General features: G+C 71.3%; 13 protein-coding genes. 10 read left to right on the forward strand and 3 right to left on the reverse strand.

Features of this window, described 5'->3' with window-relative positions; genetic code table 11:
* Window positions 1-32: 32 nt before the first annotated feature.
* The 3 genes from ACFYY1_RS26640 to ACFYY1_RS26650 form a co-directional block, all read right to left on the reverse strand.
* The gene (locus tag ACFYY1_RS26640; protein WP_388590077.1) at window positions 33-266 is read right to left on the reverse strand and encodes a ferredoxin; all 234 of its coding nucleotides are present in this window, start codon (window positions 264-266) and stop codon (window positions 33-35) included.
* The gene (locus ACFYY1_RS26645) at window positions 263-1,480 is read right to left on the reverse strand and encodes a cytochrome P450 (RefSeq protein ID WP_388590079.1); all 1,218 of its coding nucleotides are present in this window, start codon (window positions 1,478-1,480) and stop codon (window positions 263-265) included. The genes ACFYY1_RS26640 and ACFYY1_RS26645 overlap by 4 nt, the downstream gene beginning before the upstream one ends.
* A gap of 96 nt (window positions 1,481-1,576) precedes the next feature.
* Window positions 1,577-2,350: a TetR/AcrR family transcriptional regulator gene (locus ACFYY1_RS26650; RefSeq protein ID WP_388590082.1), complete on the reverse strand. Its 774-nt coding sequence runs from the start codon at window positions 2,348-2,350 to the stop codon at window positions 1,577-1,579.
* Window positions 2,351-2,458: 108 nt separating this feature from the next.
* Between ACFYY1_RS26650 and ACFYY1_RS26655 the strand changes: the two genes are divergently transcribed.
* From ACFYY1_RS26655 to ACFYY1_RS26700, 10 genes are all read left to right on the forward strand, one after another.
* Complete coding sequence (locus ACFYY1_RS26655; RefSeq protein ID WP_388590085.1) at window positions 2,459-3,520, forward strand: LLM class flavin-dependent oxidoreductase; 1,062 nt, start codon at window positions 2,459-2,461, stop codon at window positions 3,518-3,520.
* 84 nt (window positions 3,521-3,604) lie between these two features.
* Window positions 3,605-5,053 (forward strand): DHA2 family efflux MFS transporter permease subunit, encoded by a 1,449-nt coding sequence (locus ACFYY1_RS26660; RefSeq protein ID WP_388590087.1) that lies wholly within the window; start codon window positions 3,605-3,607, stop codon window positions 5,051-5,053.
* A gap of 361 nt (window positions 5,054-5,414) precedes the next feature.
* On the forward strand, window positions 5,415-6,446 hold the full coding sequence (locus ACFYY1_RS26665; protein ID WP_388590089.1) for a 3-oxoacyl-ACP synthase III family protein: 1,032 nt from the start codon (window positions 5,415-5,417) through the stop codon (window positions 6,444-6,446).
* Window positions 6,447-6,451: 5 nt separating this feature from the next.
* Window positions 6,452-8,338: an HAD-IIIC family phosphatase gene (locus tag ACFYY1_RS26670; protein ID WP_388590092.1), complete on the forward strand. Its 1,887-nt coding sequence runs from the start codon at window positions 6,452-6,454 to the stop codon at window positions 8,336-8,338.
* Window positions 8,335-8,562, forward strand: a complete 228-nt coding sequence (locus tag ACFYY1_RS26675; RefSeq protein ID WP_388590094.1) for an acyl carrier protein — start codon at window positions 8,335-8,337, stop codon at window positions 8,560-8,562. The genes ACFYY1_RS26670 and ACFYY1_RS26675 overlap by 4 nt, the downstream gene beginning before the upstream one ends.
* Window positions 8,559-9,404, forward strand: a complete 846-nt coding sequence (locus tag ACFYY1_RS26680; RefSeq protein ID WP_388590097.1) for a 2-oxo acid dehydrogenase subunit E2 — start codon at window positions 8,559-8,561, stop codon at window positions 9,402-9,404. The genes ACFYY1_RS26675 and ACFYY1_RS26680 overlap by 4 nt, the downstream gene beginning before the upstream one ends.
* Window positions 9,401-10,552, forward strand: a complete 1,152-nt coding sequence (locus tag ACFYY1_RS26685) for an alpha/beta hydrolase (protein WP_388590100.1) — start codon at window positions 9,401-9,403, stop codon at window positions 10,550-10,552. Before ACFYY1_RS26680 ends, ACFYY1_RS26685 begins: the two co-directional genes overlap by 4 nt.
* Window positions 10,549-11,349 carry a thioesterase II family protein gene (locus ACFYY1_RS26690; protein ID WP_388590103.1) on the forward strand — a complete coding sequence of 267 codons (801 nt, stop codon included), beginning with the start codon at window positions 10,549-10,551 and terminating at the stop codon, window positions 11,347-11,349. Before ACFYY1_RS26685 ends, ACFYY1_RS26690 begins: the two co-directional genes overlap by 4 nt.
* Window positions 11,350-11,575: 226 nt before the next feature.
* Window positions 11,576-12,112: a flavin reductase family protein gene (locus ACFYY1_RS26695; RefSeq protein ID WP_388590105.1), complete on the forward strand. Its 537-nt coding sequence runs from the start codon at window positions 11,576-11,578 to the stop codon at window positions 12,110-12,112.
* A partial coding sequence (locus tag ACFYY1_RS26700) for a beta-ketoacyl synthase N-terminal-like domain-containing protein (RefSeq protein WP_388590108.1) occupies window positions 12,102-16,969 on the forward strand: 4,868 nt, incomplete at its 3' end. The genes ACFYY1_RS26695 and ACFYY1_RS26700, both read left to right, overlap by 11 nt.

Consider the following 16,969-nt stretch of genomic DNA (forward strand, 5'->3'; position numbering starts at 1 on the left):
CGGGGGAGCGGAGCAGAGGAAGGAAGGGGGTCCTACGGCGCGTGGTCGGGCGCGGCCTCGATGACGCGCAGCGCGCCGGAGGGACAGAGGTCCTCGGCCTGGTACAGGGCCGTCAGGTGCTCGGCGGAGGGGGCGGGGTCGAGGACCGTGACCAGACCGTCGTCGTCCTGGTCGAAGACGTCGGGGGCGCTGAAGGCGCACTGCCCGGCTCCCAGGCAGAGCGTCCGGTCGACGGCGACGCGCAGCGTCGGAAGGCTCTCGTTCACCAGGTCACCGGCAGGTGGTCGGCGCTCTGGATGGTGCCGGTGCCGACGCCGCGCAGCGGGAGTTCGGCGGCGGGCACGGTCAGCTTGAGGGTGGGGATCCGGGTGAACAGGGACCGGAAGGCCAGTTCGAGTTCGAGCCGGGCCAGGTTCTGGCCGAGGCACTGGTGGATGCCGTAGCCGAAGCTCAGGTGGCTGCGGCCGGTGCGGTGCGGGTCGAACCGGTCGGGGTCGGCGTGCACTTGGGGGTCGCGGTTGGCGACGGTGGCCGAGAAGAGGACGCCGTCGCCCGCCCGGATGGTCCGGCCGGCGATCTCGATGTCCTCGGTGGCCACGCGGGAGCCCGCCAGGTCCGTCACGGCGAGCACGCGCAGCAGTTCCTCGACGGTGCCCGGCAGGGAGTCGGGGTCGGCGCGCAGTTCGGCGAGCTGCTCGGGTGCCTCCAGCAGGGCCACGGTGCCCAGCGCGATCATCGAGGCGGTCGTCTCGTGTCCCGCGACCAGCAGGACGAGGGCGATCTGGACGAGTTCCTCGTGGCTGAGGGTGCCGTTCCCGACGTCCTCCGCGGCCAGCCGGCCCAGCAGTCCGGTGCCGCGCTCCGAGCGCAGCCGGGTGACCAGCTTGTCGAGGTAGGAGGCGAGTTCACCACCGGCGGCCTGCGAGGGGCCTTCCTCGGTGGCCCGCATCAGGCGGCTGGTGGCGTCCTGGAAGAACGCGTGGTCCTCGTAGGGGACGCCGAGCAGCCGGGAGATGACCAGGGAGGGGACGGGGATCGCGAAGTCCTCGACCAGGTCGGACGGCGGGCCCTTCTCCAGCATCCGGTCGATGAAGCCGTCGACGACCTCCTGGACCTCGGAGCGCATGGCCCGCATGTGCTTGAGGCTGAAGTCCGGGTTGAGCAGCCGCCGGTGGGTGTCGTGCACGGGCGGGTCCTGCGCGATCAGCGGCAGCTTGCGGGCGACCGAGGCGCGGAAGCGCGGGGCGAGGACCGGGAATCCGGGGCGGGTGCGGTCGGCGGAGAGCCGGGGGTCCGAGAGCAGCGCGCGGGCCTCCGCGTAGCCCGTGACCAGCCAGACGGCGCGGCCGTCGTAGAGAGCCACCTCTGACAGCGCCCCCTGGTCGCGCAGTGCGTCGTAGCCGGGCGGGGCCTGGTGCGGGCAGGAGCGTGGCTGGGGGAAGGCGAGGAGCGCGGCGGAGTCGTGCGGGGCAGCGGCCATGGTCAGGGTCCTCAGCGGTCGACGGGGGCGGACAGCGGGGTCCGTCGTGTCCGCTGAGGACGCTAAGTGGCTGCTGGAGGAAGCGGCAAACGGTTCTCAGCGCTGCTTTGCAGCGGCTTTAGAGCCGCTTTGACGCGCGGAGCCGCCGGTGCGGGAGGAGCCGGGGCGTGCCGGGCGGTCGGGCTCGGCTTCCTGCCTCTGCGGGCTCTCCGCCTCCTTGGCGGCGAACGCCTTGAGGAAGGTCTCGACGCCCGACTCCACGGCGCGTCGCAGCGCCTCGTCGTCGATGGGCCGGGTGCCGAGCGCGGAGAGCATCGGCATGTCGTCGGCGATCAGGGCCAGGAACTGCCCCGCCGCCCGGTCGGGTTCGGAGATGTCGAGGTGGCCGGCGTTGGCGAGGCGGGCCAGTCGTCCGGCGAGCGCGTCGGACACCTTCGCGGGTCCGCCGGCCCGCCAGTCGTCGAACACGGTGGGGAAGCGTACGGTCTCCGCGTACAGCAACCGTTGCAGTGCCCAGGAGTTCTCGTCGCGGAAGCAGGCGACCAGCCGGGTGGCGACGCCCTCCAGTTCCGTGCGCAGGTCGTCGGGCTGCTGCGTCGGGAAGCCTTCGAGCGCGGCGAGGGACTTGGTGCTGGAGCGCTGGGTCGCCTCCATGACGGCTTCGCGGAAGAGGGTCTCCTTGCCGCCGAAGTGGTTATAGATCGTCGGCTTGGCGACACCCGCCTCGGCGGCGATGGCATCGAGGCCCGCCTGCGCGTATCCCTCGCGGGCGAAGACGCGGATGGCCGCGTCCAGGATCGCCCGGCGCTTGTCGATCCTGCCGCGTCCGGTGGGGCGTTCGGGGGTGCTGTGCGTCTCGCCTCGGCTCATGGGGCCATGCTACCGTCCCACCCACCTTATTGAACTCGCCAGTTCAATCTTGTGTAATTTCCGGTATGGCGAGTTCGCAGAGCCGCTGAGAGATCGGAGTTCCCTTCCATGGCTGACTTCCCGAGTCTGCGTCTGTCCGTACTCGACACGGTGCCCGTGTGGCGAGGTTCCTCCGCGGCCGAGTCCCTGCGCAACACCATCGACCTGGCGGCGCACGTGGAGCGCCTCGGTTATGAGCGCTACTGGGTCGCCGAGCACCACAACACCCCCAGCCTGGCCACCTCCGCGCCGGCCGTGCTGGCCGGGCAGATCGCGGCGGCCACCCGTACGATCCGGGTCGGCTCCGGGGCCGTACTGCTGCCGAACCACGCCCCGCTGGTGGTGGCCGAGCAGTTCGGGGTGCTGGAAGCGCTGCACCCCGGGCGCATCGACCTCGGCATCGGGCGGGCCTCCGGCGCGGACGCCGCGGCGGCGGAGCGGCTGCGCGGCTACGGCCCGGCGGGCGACGACTTCTCGGACCGGCTCGCCGAGCTGGAGGGCTATTTCGGGCCCGGGCGCGAGAAGGCGGCCGTCCGCGCCGTGCCGACTCCGCAGGGGCGGCCCCCGGTGTGGCTGGTCGGGTCGAGCCCGCAGAGCGCCGCCTTCGCCGGTTCGCGCGGGCTGCCCTACGTCTACGCGCACCAGATACGTCCGGGCCTGGGGAGGCAGTCGCTGGCGGCGTACCGGGAGGCCTTCCGCCCCTCGGCCCACCTGGAGCACCCGTACGCGGCGATCGCCGCCACCGCCGTGGTGGCCGAGGACGACGTGCGCGCGGAGTACCTGGCCCGGGCCTTCGTGCTGGGTCAGATCGTGATGCGCACGAGCGACTGGTTCACGCTCCTGCCCACCGCGGAGGAGGCGGCGCGGCACTCCTTCAGTCGCGAGGAGGAGGCGTTCATGCGGGACCGGATCGACTCGCAGCTGGTCGGCGGCCCCGAGGAGGTCCGCGGACGGCTGGCGGCCCTGGTTGAGGAGACCGGCGCCGACGAGGTCATGGCCCTGTCGATGATCGGCGACCACGCCGCCCGGCTGCGTTCGTACGAACTGCTCCGCGGCGCCCTGGACGAGCTGCGGGCCGCGGGGGGTGGTGGAGCCGATGCCGCTGTGCTACCGTCTGGTTCGCTGAAATGAACTCACTGGTTCAATAAAGATTATCGATAGGTTCAGTTCTGTGATCCCTCCCCGTCCCCGCTTAGAAATTTGCAGGAGAGTTTCATGAGTGAATCCCAAGAGAACCGGCTCGAACCGGCGCTCCTGCGTCTGCTCGGAGTGCTGGTGCTGGGGGCGATCCTGGCGCTGCTCGACGCGACGGTGGTCAACGTCGGCATCGACTCCCTGGGCAAGGAGTTCAAGTCCCCGCTCTCCACGATCCAGTGGGTGGCGACCGGCTATCTGCTGGCCGTGGCCGTCATGGTCCCGATCTCGGGCTGGGCGATCGACCGCTTCGGCGGCCGTGCCGTCTGGATCACCGGACTGACCGTGTTCCTCGGCGGTTCGCTGCTCACCGGATTCGCCTGGGACGCCGGATCGCTGATCGTCTTCCGCGTCCTCACCGGATTCGGCGGCGGTGTCCTGGAACCGACCATGCTGACACTGCTCGCCCGCGCCGCCGGCCCCGCCAGGACCGGGCGCGTCATGGGCCTCATGTCGCTGCCGCTCATGCTCGGCCCGGTCATCGGCCCGGTCATCGGCGGAGTGGTCCTGGAGTGGCTCGACTGGCAGTGGCTGTTCTTCTTCAAGGTGCCGATCGGCATCATCGCCATCGTGCTCGCCCTCAAGGTGATCCCCGGCGCGGAGAAGGGCGAGGGCCAGGCACAGCCCTTCGACCTGCGCGGCGTACTCCTGCTCTGCCCCGGCTTCGCCTCGCTGATGTACGCCTTCTCGCAGGCCGGCGGTGTCGAGGGCTTCGGCCAGACCAAGGTCGTCATCGGACTGGTCGCCGGTGTGGTCCTCATCGTCGGATACGTGATCCACGCCTTCGGCTCCAAGATCGCCCCGCTCGTCGACCTCCGGCTCTTCTCCAGCTGGGGCTTCTCGGCCAGCGTCGCCGCGATGTTCCTGGTCGGCGGCATGCTCTACTCCCTGCTGTTCCTCGTGCCGCTCTACTACCAGCAGGTGCGAGGCAACGGCGCCCTCGCCGCCGGACTCCTGCTCGCCCCGCAGGGCATCGGCGCCCTGATCGGCATGCCCATGGCCGGCCGGCTCAGCGACAAGCTGGGCGCCAAGCTCCTGGTCCCGGCCGGTGCGGCGCTCGTCGGAATCGGCACCGTCGGCTACACCCAGGCCGGCGCCGACAGCAACCTGGTCGTGCTGGCCGCCTGCTCCGTCCTCTCCGGTCTGGGCCTCGGCATGGTCGGCGCGCCGGCCATCGCCTCCGTCTACCGGACCGTGCCGCCCAGCTCCGCCGCCGGAGCCTCCAGCGCCCTGATGATCCTCAACCAGATCGGCGGCTCCATGACCGTCGCCCTGGTCGCCTGGGTGCTGGCCAGCGAAACCCTCGCTGCGAACAGCCTCACCACCGGGTTCCACCACGCGTTCTGGTGGGTCGTCGGCGCGGCCGGCATCGTGTTCCTCTTCGGCTTCCTGCTCCCCGGGCGGCCCGAACAGCAGCCTGCCCCCGAGGCGCTGAAGGAGAGCAGCGACCCGGTCCCCGGGCACGCCTGACCCTCCCGGCCGGTCCTCGCACCGGCCCCGCCCCGGCCGCACCACGGCCGGGGCCCCACAGACCCACCGCGATCGGCCTGCGTTCCCCCGTCGGGCCGATCGCGGTGTTCCCGTGTCCGGCCGCCCGCACGGCAGCCGTCCCGTACCACCGGCGGACGTCGCCGCCCGGACGGCACGGCCGGGCGCAAGGATCACGGTCGACGCGCAAGGGTCACGGGCAGGCGCGGAGTCCACGGTCAGGCGCAAGGGTCACGGGCAGGCGCAGGGTCCACGGTCAGGCGCAAGGACCACGGGCAGGCACAGGGCTCACGGTTAGGCGCAAGGTTAGAGACGCTTTAGACCGGGATCCCAGGATGGGCCCATGGCCCCCTTGGACACCCGAATACTCTCCGTGGGAACCGCGCTCCCCGGCCCTCCCGTGGACAACGCAACCCTCGCGCGCCGGTTCGGCATGGACGCCCTGTGGGAGCAGTGGGTCGACGCCTTCATCGGCACCCGCACCCGCCACCTCGCCGTCGACGTCGAAACCGGCAAGGTGAACTCCTCCCTCGCCGACCTCGCCGAACAGGCCGGGCGCACCGCACTCGAACGGGCCGGGCTGACGGGCGCGGACATCGACCTCGTGGTCATGGGCACCTCGACCCCCGACCAGCTCATGCCCGCCACCGTCAATGTGGTCGCCGACCGGCTCGGCATCGACGACGTACCCAGCTACCAGCTCCAGTCCGGCTGCTCCGGGGCCGTCCAGGCCCTCGACGTGGCCCGGCAGATGCTGCTCACCGGCCGGCACCGCACCGCACTGGTCCTCGGCGGAGACGTCGTCGCCCGGTTCTACGACCTCGACGCCCCACTCGCCTCCCTGCCGCCCGCCCAGCTCGTCAACTTCGTCCTGTTCGGCGACGGCGCCGGAGCCGCGGTGCTCACCACCGCCGACGCCGCCGACGCCGTACGCCTGCGCGCCGTGCACACCCGGCTCGTCGGGCGCGGCCGCGAACCCGGCGCCGTCCTGGAGTGGTTCGGACCCGTCGACCGCGACTCGGACCGGGCACCCGCAGCCGAGGACTACAAGGCCATCGAGCAGTACGTCCCCGGCATGGCGGCCGAAGTCCTCGACACCCTCCTCGGGGAGGTCGGCTGGGAACGCGACCAGGTCGACCACCTGCTGCCCCCGCAGCTCTCGGGCCGGATGACCGAACGCATCGTCCGCAGACTCGACCTGCCCGGGGCCGCCGAGATCAGCTGCGTCGACGAGACCGGCAACAACGGCAACGGCCTCAGCTTCTTCCAGCTCGAACAGGCCCTGGAGCGCCTCGGCCCCGGCGAACGCGCCCTCGGCATCGCCATCGAATCCAGCAAATGGATCAAGTCCGGCTTCGCGCTGGAGAGGGACTGACCCCGATGCCGGACGCCGCCTCCCTCACCCAGCACCTGCTCGAACTCCAGCAGGCGGGCACCCTCGCCGCCCAGTACCCCCGGCTCGGCACCCTGCTCGCCGAGGCCGACGAGACCGAACTCGCCCGTGCGGGAAGGCTCCTGAGCCGCCTCGACCCGGAAGCGGTGCTTGCCGCACACCCCACGGCCCCCGCCCTCACCGTCGCCGTCACCGGCAGCGGAACCGTCGCCCCCGTCGTCCCCGCCCTCGCCGCCGAGGCCGCCCGGCACGGCATCGTGCTGCGCACCGCCCTGTCCTCGTACGACAGCTGGCTCTTCGACCTCACCGACCCGACCAGCGAGCTCTATGCGGCCAGGCCCGACCTCGTGCTGTGCGTCCTCGACCCGACGAGCGTCCTGGCCGAACTTCCCACCCCGTGGACCACCGACGACCTGCGGCACACCCTCGATTCCCGGCTGGCCCTCGTCGAGAAGGCCGCCGACCAGTTCACCGCACAGTGCGAGGGCACCCTGGTGCTCAACACACTGCCCCTGCTGCGCACCCTCACCGGCCAGCTCGTCGACCTGCGCTCCCGGGCCCACGCGGGCACCCTGTGGCGCGAGGCCAACATCCGCCTCCTGCGCATCGCCGAGAGCCACCCCGCCGTCGTCGTCATCGACACCGACCCCCTCGTCGCCGAAGTACCCGCCCAGGACCCGCGGCTGAGCGCCTACGCCAAGGCCCACCTCTCGCCCGAGTTCCTCGCCGGGTACGCCCGCGAGGCCGGACACCTCGCCCGCCACCTCGCCGGACGCACCAAGAAGGTCCTCGCGCTCGACCTGGACGGCACCGTGTGGGGCGGCATCCTCGGTGACGACGGCAGCGACGGCATCAGCATCGGCGAAGGACCGGCAGGAGAGGCCTTCGCGGCCTTCCAGCGCATCGTCCGCCAGATCGGCTCCCAGGGCGTGCTGCTGGCCGCCGTCAGCAAGAACGACCCCGAACCCGTCGACGACGTACTGCACAACCGCCACGGCATGCAACTGCGCCCGGACGACTTCGTCCGTGTCACCGCCAACTGGCAGCCCAAACACCTCAACCTGACCGACCTGACCGACGCCCTCAACCTCGGCGTCGACAGCGTCGTCTTCGTCGACGACAGCCCCTACGAGTGCGGACTCGTCCGCCGCGAACTGCCCGGCGTCGCCGTCGTCCCCCTCGACGACGAACCCGCCCTGCACATCGAGAAGCTCCTGCGCGACGGCTGGTTCGACACCCGCGAACTGACCGCGGAGGACCGCAAGCGCTCCCTGCGCTACCGCGACGAACTCGTCCGAAAGGACTTCCAGCACACCTTCGACTCCATCCAGGACTACCTGGACGAGCTGGGCGTCACCGTCGCCCTGGACCCCGCCCGCGACAGCGACGTACCCCGGCTCTCCCAGATCACCCTGCGCACCAACCAGTTCAACCTCACCACCCGCCGCCGCCAGCCCGCCGACGTCCAGGCCCTGCTGGACGACCCCGAAGCCCTGGTGCTCGCCGTGCGCAGCGCCGACAGGTTCGGTGACAACGGTGTCGTCGGAGCCGTCTTCGCCCGCCGCGAGGGCCGGGCCCTGGTCATCGACAACTTCCTGCTCAGCTGCCGCGTCTTCGCCCGCGGCATCGAGCAGACCTGCCTCTCCGCGCTGCTGCGGCACGCCGCCGCCACCGGAGCGGACACCGTGTACGGCTCCTACCTGCCCTCGCCCAAGAACGGCAAAGTCGCCGAGTTCTACCCGCGGCACGGATTCACTGCCGCGGACACCGTGCCCGGACTCGACGAACGCCTCTTCCGCCACGACCTCGGCGACATCCCACCGATCCCCGCACACGTACACCTCGACACCCCCCTCGAAGGACTCACCCCATGAACTCCCACGAAGGCTTCGTCGCACTCCTCCGCGAGGAAGTGGGCCTCCCCCTGGAAGCGGCCGACCTCGGCCGCCCCTTCGACCAGCTCGAAGGCTGGGACTCCGTACACCTGCTCACGCTGCTCACCGCACTGGAACGGGCCACCGGCCGCCGGATCTCGCTGCCCGACGCCCTGGAGGCACCGAACCTGGAACACCTCTACACGGTGGCGGTGCACGCATGAGATCCTCCCGCACCGGCACCCCCGTCGCCGCACAGCGCCGGCACACCCTCTACTTCCTCGACCAGGTGCGCTCCTTCGCACCCGTCCACCTGGACACCGAGGTCGACATGACCGCCGTCCTCGCCCACCGCGCGCAGGCCGCCGAACAGGGCAAGAGGTACTCCCACACCAGCTACGTGCTGCACACCGCCGCCCGCGTCCTGGCCGCCCACCCCGACGCCAACGCGGCCGTCACCGGCGGGCTCCGCCCCCGCATCACCCGCTACCCCACGACCGTCGGCAAACTCACCCTCGACCGCACCCTGGACGGCCACCGCATCGTCCTCGCCGCGATCCTGCCGGGCCTGGACACCGCCGAACTCGACGACATCCAGGCCAAGGTCGACCACTACCGCGACGGCGACCCGCACACCATGCCGGAGTTCGCCGCCGTACGGGCACTGCACCGGGCCCCCTGGCCCGCGGCGCTGTGGCGCTTCAAGCGCGCCGCCCGCAACCTCGCCGCCCGCCCCTTCATCACCGGCACCTTCGCCGTGACCTCCCTCGGACACCGGCCCGTCGACGGCTTCCACTCCATGGGCGGCACCACTGTCACCCTCGGCGTCGGCAGGGTCGCCGACCGGCCGGTGGCCCGCGCGGGAAACGTCACGGTCGCCCCCGTCATGCGGCTCAACCTGTCCTTCGACCACCGTGTCATCGACGGCGCCGAAGCCGCGGACGTCCTCGCCGAGATCAAGACCGGCCTGGAGAACTTCCGTACCCCAACCCGTGAGGAGGACGAGACGCGGCCCGCCGCCCCACGCACCGAAGGGGTACCGGCAGGCGTCCCGGAATCACCGTGAACGATCTCGCAGAGCTCAAGCAGTACGTCGTCGCGCACGCCCGCGCACAGAACATCCCCACCGCCCACTACCAGGGGATCCTCGACCGCATCCGCACCGATGAGGACGGCACACCCGGCTCCTGGGTCCACGAGCTGACCCTGGCCGGCGACCAACTCGCCGCACAGGACAACCTCCTGGGCGCGTTCCAGCAGTACAACCTGGCCCGCTTCCCGTACGTGAACGGCGAAGCCCGCCGCACCGCCCTGGACCGCTGCGTGACGGCCTTCGACCGGTGGCGGCAGTCCGCACCCGTCGAAATCACCCCCTTCACCGCCCAGCTCCCCGAGGGCGAAGTCCGCTGCTGGACCACCGGCCTGGACAGCGAGACCCCCCGCCCCCTGCTCGTCTTCCTCGGCGGCATCGTCAGCATCAAGGAGCAGTGGGCCCCGCTGCTCGTACAGATCGCCGGACTCGGCATGGCCGGCCTGGTCACCGAACTGCCGGGAGTCGGCGAGAACACCCTGCCGTACGACGCCGACAGCTGGACCATGCTGCCGCAGCTCCTCGACGCGGTCGGCGCCCCCGAGGAGACGTACGCCGTCGCCCTCAGCTTCAGCGGCCACCTGGCCCTGCGGGCCTCCCTCGACGACAGCCGCATCAAGGGCATCGTCGGCGCCGGCGCCCCCATCCGCAGGTTCTTCACCGACGCGGCCTGGCAGCGCCAGGTACCGCGCGTCACCGTCGACACCCTCGCCCACCTCACCCGGACCGCACCGGCGGACCTGCCGACGCACCTTGCCGAGTGGGCCCTCGACGACGACCGCCTCCGCTCGATCACCGCTCAGGTCGGCATGGTCGCCAGCCGCCGCGACGAGATCATCCCGCCCGAGGACTGGAACCTGCTGCGACAGCACGTCCCCAGCCTGCGCTTCATCGCCCACGACGACGTCCACGGCTCCCCCCGGCACCTGACGGAAACCAGCCTGTGGACCTTCCTCACCCTGCTGCGGATGCGCGGCGAGCGCGGCCCCGCCCGCACCCGCCTGCACGACGCGCTGCGCGCCGAGCGCGCCCGACTGCGCGCGGCGGCCGCCGGCGCCGACGACGCCGGCGACGCCGACCCCACCGCCCCGAACCGCGCCGCCCTCGCGGAGAGCACCGCATGAACCACACCGCCACCGCACCGCACGGTGTCCCCGGTGCACCACCCGCCGGCTACCTCACCAGCTCCGCGGACCCCACGGCCGACCTGCGCCTCTTCTGCTTCCACCACGCGGGCGGCACCGCCTCGGTCTACAAGGGGTGGGACCGCGCTCTGCGTCCCTCCGGCATCAACGTCGTCCCTGTCCAACTCCCCGGCCGGGAACGGCGGGTGAGGGAGCCGCGCATCACCTCGCTGGACCCGCTCCTCGATGCCCTCGACACCCACCTCGGCCCGCACCTCGACGCGCCCTACGCCCTGTACGGGCACAGCATGGGCGCACTCGTCGCGTACGGACTCGCCCGACGCCGCCAGCAAGAAGGACGCGCACTCCCCGAAGCGCTCGTCGTCGGCGCCTACCAGCCACCGCACCGACCGCCGCCGCTGGCCGCCGTCCGGGGCATGAACGACCGGGAACTCACCCACCTCCTCGTCGACATCGGCGGCATGTCCCCGATGCTGCTCGAATACCCCGAATGGCGCGAGTCCGCCCTCGCCCTCATCCGCGACGACCTGAAGGTCTGTCACGGATACCGGCACACCACCACCCCCGGGCTGCGCTGCCCGGTCCACGCGGTCATCGGCTCCGACGACCCGCTGGTCACCGCGCCCGACGCCCAGGAGTGGGCACGGCACGCGGCCGGCCGGTTCGACGTCCACACCGTGCACGGCGGACACCTCTTCATCAGGGACGCCCGGGACGCGGTCCTCGCACTGCTGCGCAGGACGCTGCGCACCGGCGTACCCACCCTGCGGGACTGACCCCGACGCACCAGTCCTCCCCGCGTGCGCGCACCCGGCGCGCACGCGGGGACACCCCTGCCCGAGTACAGCTCCAGGCGCACAGGAACTGCTCTCAGGAGCGCGCTCGGAGCTGCTCCGAAAAGCGCGCACAAGAACTGCTTTAGAAGGCGAAAAGGGGCTCCTTAGCGGGCTCGGCCAGGCTTGGCCACCTCGGTCCACCGGAGCCCGTACGAAAGGTACCGACGTGCCACCGCTGCCCTCGACGACCCGAATCCACGCGGACGACTTCCGGACCGCACTCGGACGCTTCGCCACCGGTGTCGTCGCGATCACCGCATACGAACCGGACGGCGTACGACCCACGGGAATGGCCGCGAACTCCTTCGCCTCCGTCTCCGTCGACCCGCCCCTCGTCTCCTTCTGCGTGGGCCGCACCAGCAGCACCTGGCCCCTGCTGCGGGCATCGGAACGACTGTGCGTCGCCATCCTCGGCGCGCACCAACTGGACACCTGCAGCCGCCTGGCCACCCGGGGCGGCGACAAGTTCCACGACGTGGCATGGCAGCCCGCGACCCCCAGCGGGCTGCCCGTCCCCGACGGCGCGCTGGGCTGGCTGGAGTGTTCGGTCGAAGCCGAACACCCCGCCGGCGACCACGACATCGTCGTCGCCCGGGTCCACCACCTCGCCCTCGGCGAGGACGTGGCCCCCCTCGTGTTCTTCCGCAGCCAGTACGGCGCATTTCGACTCCTGAAAGAGGACGGCACCCGCGATGGTGAGTGAGTACAAGACCGCTGCCCCTACCACTCCGACCGGGGACAGCACCCCCATCGCGGTGATCGGTCTCGCCTGCCGCCTGCCCGGAGCACCCGACCCCGCGACGTTCTGGCACAACCTCCTCGCGGGCGAGGAATCCATCACCGACGTACCCGCCGACCGCTGGGACGCCGACGTCTACTACGACGCCGACCGCGACGCCCCCGGCCGTACCAACGCCCGCCGGGCGGGCCACCTCGACCACATCGACCGGTTCGACCCGGCCTTCTTCGGCATCTCGCCCCGCGAAGCCGCGGCCATGGACCCCCAGCAGCGCCTCGTCCTCGAACTGAGCTGGGAAGCGCTTGAAGACGGCCGCATCCTGCCCGACAGCCTGCGCGGCAGCCGCACCGGCGTCTTCGTCGGCGCCATCTGGGACGACTACGCCACCCTCCTCTACCGCAACGGCACCGAAGCCATCGGCCGCCACACCATCACCGGCCTGCACCGCAGCATCATCGCCAACCGGGTCTCCTACACCCTCGGCCTCAACGGCCCCAGCATGGCCGTCGACGCGGCACAGTCGTCCTCCCTCGTCTCCGTCCACCTGGCCTGCCAGAGCCTGCGCACGGGCGAGTCCGACATCGCCCTCGCCGGCGGCGTCAACCTCAACATCATTCCCGAAAGCACCGTCGGCGCCGCCAAGTTCGGCGGCCTCTCCCCGGACGGCCGCTGCCACACCTTCGACGCCCGCGCCAACGGCTACGTACGCGGCGAGGGTGCGGGACTCGTACTGCTCAAGCCCCTGGACCGCGCCCTCGCCGACGGCGACCGCATCCACGCCGTCATCCGGGGCAGCGCCATCAACAACGACGGCACGACCCAGGGACTCACCGTCCCCGGCCGCCGGACCCAGGAGGCGGTGCTGCGCCGCGCGCTGCAGCGGGCGGGCGTCCAGGGCCGCGACGTGCAGTACGTCGAACTGCACGGCACCGGGACCCCGGTGGGCGACCCCATCGAGGCCGCCGCACTCGGCGCCGCCGTCGGCACCGACCACGAGGAGGGGTCCCCGCTCGTCGTCGGCTCCGCGAAGACCAACGTGGGCCACCTCGAAGGCGCGGCGGGCATCACGGGCCTGATAAAGGCGGTGCTGAGCATCAAGCACCGCATGCTGCCGCCCAGCCTCAACTTCGAGACGCCGAACCCGGACATCCCGCTGGACGAACTCCGCCTCAAGGTGCAGACCGAGGCGAGCGAGTGGCCCCACCCGGACCGGCCCCTGATCGCGGGCGTCTCGTCGTTCGGCATGGGCGGCACCAACGCGCACGTGATCCTGGAGGAGGCTCCGGGGGACGTGGCGGCGGAGGCGGCTTCGGTGGACCCGGTGGCTTCCGTGGAGCCGGCTGCGGAGCCGTCTGCGGAGACGTCTGTGCCGTCTGCGGTGCCGTTGCTGCTGTCGGCGAAGTCGGATGAGGCGCTGCAGGCGCAGGCGGCCGAGCTGGGCTCCCGTATCGGGAGCGACCCTTCGGCCGAGCCGCTGGACCTCGCGTACTCCCTTGCCACGACCCGTACGGCCTTCGATCACCGTGGTGTGGTGGTGGGTCGGGACAGGGCCGAGTTGGTGGCGGGGCTTGAGGTGCTGGCTTCGGGTGGTTCCGGGGGCGGTGTGGTGCGGGGGGTTGTTTCCTCGGCTGCTGCGGTCGGGAAGTTGGCGTTCTTGTTCACGGGTCAGGGTGCGCAGCGGGTGGGGATGGGGGGTGAGTTGTATGGGTCGTTCCCGGTGTTTGCTGAGGCGTTCGATGCGGTTGCGGAGGTGTATGGGCGGCTGACGGGTGGCTCTTTGCGGGAGGTGCTGGATGGTGAGGGGGTTCATGGGACGGGGGTGGCTCAGCCGGGGCTGTTCGCGGTTGAGGTCGCTCTGTTCCGGCTGTGGGAGTCGTGGGGTGTGCGTCCTGATGTGGTGGCCGGGCATTCGGTGGGTGAGGTCGCGGCTGCGCATGTGGCGGGTGTGCTGGGTCTGGAGGACGCGGTGCGTCTGGTGGTGGCGCGTGGTGGGTTGATGGCGGGGTTGCCGGAGGGTGGGGCGATGCTCGCGGTTCAGGCCGGTGAGGGGGTGGTGGCTCCGTTGCTGGTGGGGCGTGAGGGTGAGGTGTCGTTGGCGGCGGTCAACGGCCCGGCCTCGGTGGTCGTGTCCGGCAGCGCGACTGCGGTGGAGGAGATCGGGGGTGCTCTGCGGGAGCAGGGTGTCCGGGTGCGTCCGCTGACTGTGAGTCATGCGTTCCATTCGCCGTTGATGGAGCCGATGCTCACGGAGTTCGCGGAGATCGTGGACGGTTTGTCGTTCGGGGTGCCGGCGGTGCCGTTCGTCTCGGCGCTGACCGGGAAGCTGGTGGGTGAGGGCGAGTTGGCGTCCTCGGAGTACTGGGTCTCCCATGCCAGGGAAGCCGTCCGTTTCCACGACGCGCTCCTCACTCTGGGGGAGCTGGGTGTGGGCCGGTTCGTGGAGGTGGGTCCGGATGCGGTTCTGACCGCGTTGGCCCGTAACGTGTTCGACGAAGCGGTGTGTGTGGCCTCGGTCCGTCGTGACCGTCCCGAGGACGAGGCCGTCCTCCAGGCGCTCGGTGGTCTGTTCGTCGGTACGGACACCTCGGTGGACTGGCGTGCGGTTTATGGCCTGCATGCGCGGGTGACGGACCTTCCGACCTATCCCTTCCAGCGCGAGCGCTATTGGCTCGACACCACGAACGTCACAGTGCCTGCTCCGCTGCCCCAGCGAGCCGAGAGCGGCACCGCCACGGCGAGCGAGTCCGCGGCGGGGCCGACGTTCGCGCAGCGGGTGGCCGAGGCGTCGGGCGCCGAGCGGGAGCGCCTGCTGCGAGAGCTGGTCCGTACGAACATGGCGCTCGTCCTCGGACACGTCACTCCGCACCTGATCGACCTGGACAAGTCGTTCAAGGAGCTGGGCTTCGACTCGCTGAGTGCCGTGGAGTTCGCCAAGCGTCTCGGCACGATGGCGGGGCTCTCCCTGCCCACGTCCCTCATCTACGACTACCCGAGCCCGGAGGCCCTGGCCCAGCACCTCGGTACGCAGCTCCTGGACGGCGAAGCCGCCGTCCAGGAGCCGACCGTCGCGGCCCTGGTCGCCCCGGACGAGCCGATCGCCATCATCGGCATGGCCTGCCGGTACCCCGGCGGCGTGGCCACCCCGGAAGCCCTCTGGGAGCTGGTCAGCGACGGGCGCGACGCCATCACCGGACTGCCCGAGAACCGGGGCTGGGACCTCGACGGACTCTACGACCCGGTACCCGGTCTCCCCGGGAAGACCTATGCCAGGCACGGCGGATTCCTCCACGACGCCGACGCCTTCGACCCCGCCTTCTTCGGGATCTCCCCGCGCGAGGCCGCCGCGATGGACCCCCAGCAGCGGCTGCTGCTCGAAACCTCGTGGGAGGCACTGGAGCGCTCCGGCATCACACCGGCGTCACTGCGAGGCACCTCGGCGGGTGTGTTCGTGGGTGCCATGTCGCAGGACTACGGGCCGCGGCTGCACGAGTCGGCCGAAGGGTACGAGGGCTACCTGCTGACCGGCAGCACGGCCAGTGTGGCGTCGGGCCGCATCTCGTACACGCTCGGTCTTGAGGGTCCGGCGGTGACGGTGGACACGGCGTGCTCGTCGTCGCTCGTGGCGATGCACCTGGCGGCCCAGGCGCTGCGCCAGGGCGAGTGCCGGATCGCGCTCGCCGGCGGTGCCGCGATCATGGCGACCCCGGGAATGTTCATCGAGTTCTCGCGGCAGCGTGGTCTGTCGGTGGACGGTCGGTGCAAGGCGTTCTCGGCGGACGCGGACGGTACGGGCTGGGCCGAGGGTGTCGGCATGATCGCGTTGGAGCGTCTGTCGGACGCCGAGCGCAACGGGCACCGGGTGCTGGCGGTGCTGCGTGGTTCGGCGACGAACCAGGACGGTGCGAGCAATGGTCTGACGGCGCCGAACGGTCCGTCGCAGGAGCGGGTGATCCGTCAGGCGCTGGCGAGCGCACGCCTTTCGACTGCTGATGTGGACGTGGTGGAGGCGCACGGTACGGGCACGCGGCTGGGCGACCCGATCGAGGCGCGCGCTCTGCTTGCCACATACGGCCAGGGACGTTCGGTCGAACAGCCTCTGTGGCTCGGGTCGTTGAAGTCCAACATCGGACACGCCCAGGCCGCCGCCGGGGTGGGCGGCGTGATCAAGATGGTCGAGGCGCTGCGCCGTGGCGTGCTGCCGAAGACGCTGCACGTGGGCGAGCCTTCGCCGCACGTGGACTGGTCCGTGGGCGAGGTGTCGCTGCTCACGGAGGAACGGCAGTGGCCGGAGCTGGACCGTCCGCGCCGGGCCGCCGTGTCGTCGTTCGGGATCAGCGGGACCAATGCGCACGTGATTCTGGAGCAGGCACCGGTTGTGGTGGCGGAGCCTGTGGCGGTGGACCCGGTGGACCCGGTGGACCCGGTGGACCCGGTGGACCCGGTGGAGTCGCCCGTGGTGCCGCTGCTGCTGTCGGCGAAGTCCGAGGACGGGCTGCGGGCGCAGGCAGCCGCTCTGGCCTCCCGTATCGAGGCCGAGCCCTCGATGACGCCCGCGGGCGTCGCGCACGCGCTCGTCACCACCCGTACGACCTTCGACCACCGCGCCGTCGTCATCGGCACCGACCACGACGAACTGCTGGCCGGCCTAGCGGCCCTGGCCCGGGGCGAATCCGCTGGATCGGTGGTGGAGGGCACGGTCGGCGATCCCGGCCGGACGGTCTTTGTGTTTCCTGGGCAGGGGTCGCAGTGGGTGGGTATGGCGGTGGGTTTGTTGGATTCGAGTGTGGTGTTCCGGGAGAGTGTGGAGGCGTGTGCGGGGGC

Source organism: Streptomyces sp. NPDC001890 (assembly GCF_042891445.1).
Lineage (GTDB): Bacteria > Actinomycetota > Actinomycetes > Streptomycetales > Streptomycetaceae > Streptomyces.